Annotated in this window: 1 protein-coding gene and 1 pseudogene; both read left to right on the top strand. The window is 71.7% G+C overall.

Translation table 11 applies throughout. From position 1 onward, the window contains the following. Positions 1-254: 254 nt before the first annotated feature. Positions 255-1,423 (top strand): annotated as a pseudogene (gene xylA / locus VFZ20_RS01265) (xylose isomerase). Position 1,424: 1 nt separating this feature from the next. Continuing rightward, positions 1,425-2,927: a xylulokinase gene (xylB, locus tag VFZ20_RS01260; RefSeq protein WP_329681995.1), complete on the top strand. Its 1,503-nt coding sequence runs from the start codon at positions 1,425-1,427 to the stop codon at positions 2,925-2,927. Positions 2,928-3,330: the final 403 nt, after the last annotated feature.

Here is a 3,330-nt window from a genome sequence, read left to right as displayed (position 1 = left end):
CTCCCCGCTCGTTCCTCGCGGAGAGAGGAGACCCGCGCTGACGCGCAGGTTGCAACGCGGCAATTGGCTCGTAGAAGTATACGCCCTCTCCCACGCAGTTTGCGGGAGAGGGCCGCGAGGAACGAGCAGGGTGAGGGCCTCGAGCGGGGTGAGGGCCCCCGACGTGGACTCGCATCTGCTGACGATCGGCCGGCCTCCACGCGGAGCCCGGCACCACGTGTCACATTCACGACCTCGGAAGAGATAAGATGACCATGCGAGACGACGCGTACACGCCCCGGCCCGAACACCGCTTTACCTTCGGGCTGTGGACGGTGGGCAACACGGGACGCGACCCGTTCGGCGAGCCCGTGCGCGCGGCGCTCTCCGCGCCGTACATCGTCCAGAAGCTCGCCGAGATCGGCGCGTACGGCGTGAACCTCCACGACGAGGACCTCGTCCCGCGCGACGCGTCCGCATCGGAGCGGGACCGCATTGTCCGCGAGTTCAAGGCGGCCCTGGACGCGCACGGCGTCAAGGTGCCCATGGCCACCACCAACCTCTTCACGGACCCGGCGTTCCGCGACGGCGCGTTCACCAGCAACGACCCGCGCGTGCGCCGCTACGCGCTCCAGAAGACCATGCGCAGCATGGACCTCGGCCAGGAGCTGGGAGCCTCCACCTACGTCTTCTGGGGCGGCCGCGAGGGGACGGAGACCAACGCGGCCAAGGACCCGCGCGACGCGGGCAAGTGGTTCCGCGAGGCGCTCAACTTCCTCTGCGAGTACAGCATCGCGCAGGGGTACGACTACCGGTTCGCCCTGGAGCCCAAGCCCAACGAGCCCCGCGGCGACATCTACCTCCCCACGATCGGCCACGCCCTGGCGTTCATCACCACGCTGGATCATCCCGAGATGGTGGGGCTGAACCCCGAGTACGCGCACGACACCATGGCCGGGCTGGACTTTGCCCACGGCGTGGGGCAGGCCATCGAGATGGGCAAGCTGTTCCACATCGACCTCAACGACCAGAAGCCCGGCCGCTACGACCAGGACTTCCGCTTCGGCGCGGTAGACCCAAGGGAGCGTTCTTCCTGGTCAAGCTGCTGGAGGACAGCGGCTACGAGGGGATGCGGCACTTCGACGCCAAGGCCTTTCGCACGGAGGACGCAGCGGGCGTGTGGGACTTCGCGCGTGGTTGCATGCGCACGTACCTCATCCTCAAGGACAAGGCGGCGCGCTGGAACGCGGACCCGGAGATCCAGCAGATTGTCGGCGAGCTGCGCGCGCGCGGCGGCGGGGCGGGCGAGCCCGTGCGCTACTCGGCGGACGCCGCGGAGCAGATCAAGGGGCAGGCGCTGGACCTGGACGCCATCCGCGCGCAGGGGTACGGCTACGAGCGGCTGGACCAGCTGACGATGGAGATCCTGCTGGGGGTGCGCTGACGTGGCCGGCGCGCTGTTCCTGGGGCTGGACGTCGGTACCAGCGGCGTCAAGGCCATCCTCGTGGCGCGGGACGGCGAGGTGGTCGCCTCCGCCCTCACGCCCCTGACGATGAGCACGCCCCACCCCGGCTGGGCCGAGCAGGACCCGGACGCGTGGTGGGAGGCAACCGTCGCGTCCATCCGCCGGCTGCGGGGGGAGCGGCCCGATGCGGACATCGGCGGCATCGGCATCAGCGGGCAGATGCATTCCAGCGTGTTCCTGGACCGCGCGGGGAACGTCATTCGCCCCGCGCTGCTGTGGTGCGACGGCCGGACGACGGAGCAGTGCGCCGAGATCACCCGCCGCGCGGGCGGCGAGGACCGCCTGCGCGACTGGGTGCGCAACCCCGCCCTGGAAGGCTTCACGCTGCCCAAGGTGCTGTGGCTGCGCGAAAAGGAGCCGGAGGCGTACAGCCGGCTGGCGACGGTGCTGCTGGCCAAGGACTTCATCCGCTACCGGCTGACGGGCGCGCTGGCCACGGAGCCGTCCGACGCGTCCGGAACGCTGATGTACGACCCCGCCGGCCAGCGCTGGAGCGACGAGATCCTGAACGCCGTGGGCGTGCCGCGCGCGCTGCTGCCGGACGTGGGCGGCTCGTCGGAGGTGCTGGGCCGCGTGACAGCGGACGCGGCGCGGCTGACGGGGCTGGCGGAGGGGACGCCCGTGGTGGGCGGCGGCGCGGACAACGCGTGCGGCGCGGCGGGCGTGGGCGTCGTGACGCCGGGCGAGGCCGTGGCCAGCTGGGGGACGTCGGGAACGGTGCTGGCGCCCACGGCCCAGCCGCTGGTGGATCCCGGGCTGCGCGCGCACACGTTCGCGCACGTGGTGCCGGGCACATGGTACCTGATGGGCGTCGTCCTGTCCGCCGCCGGCGCGTTCAACTGGTATCACCAGCAGCTGGCGCGCGAGCTGGACGAGACGCCGGAGTCCCGAAAGGCTCTGGACGCGGAGGCGGCGTCCATCCCGGCGGGCGCGGAGGGCGTGACCTTTCTGCCGTACCTGCAGGGCGAGCGCACGCCGCACCGGGATGCGTCCGCCCGGGGCGCGTTCACGGGGCTGAGCCTGGCGCACACGCGCGCGCACCTTACGCGGGCCGTGCTGGAGGGCGTGTGCTTCGCGCTGCGGGATTCCGTGTCCATCCTGCAGGAGCTCGGCCTTTCGCCGCACTCGCTGCTGCTGACGGGCGGTGGCGCGAGGAGCCCGTTCCTGCGCCGTCTCCAGGCAGAGGTGTACGGCGTCCCCGTGCAGACGGTGAACCGGGAGGAAGGGCCGGCGTACGGTGCGGCGCTGCTGGCCGCGGTGGGTGCCGGCGCGTTCCCGGACCTCGCCTCCGCCGCGCGCGCCACGCTCACGCGCAGCGCCCCCGAGGCGCCGGATGCCGCCGCGCACCGCGCCTACGATGCGCCCTACGCGCGCTTCCGGGCGCTGTACCCCGCGCTGCGCGGGGTGCCGGCGGTGGGATAGGAGAGACGGACCCGGAAGGACGCCGTCCCCCCGCCGGAGCGAATGAATTCGCCGCTGGAAATTCGCGAAGTCCGCCTGCGCGGACTGCCCCAGAAAGGGCTGCCCCGGTGCACCGGGGCGGCCTTTCGCGCATGTGGTTCTCGCCCATGCGTGTCATTCTGAGGTCGATCGGCGCCGGCTGATCCTCGCCCTTCGCGCGATGCTCCGGCGCCGAGCGGCCGAAGAATCTGGTTGCCGGAGTGCGTGATCCCACCCGTGCGCTGAGTTGCTCACGGACTTCGCCCGAGCGGGATGGTCGGGTGTGAGGAGATGGGCGCGATCCCCCCGCCGGAGCGGATGAATTCGCCGCTGGAAATTCGCGAAGTCCGCCTGCGCGGACTGCCCCAGAAAGGGCCGCCCCGGT

The organism is Longimicrobium sp. (assembly GCF_036280135.1).
Taxonomy (GTDB): Bacteria; Gemmatimonadota; Gemmatimonadetes; order Longimicrobiales; family Longimicrobiaceae; genus Longimicrobium.
The sequence above is the reverse complement of the archived record's forward strand: the minus strand, read 5'-3'. Positions and strand labels throughout refer to the sequence as shown.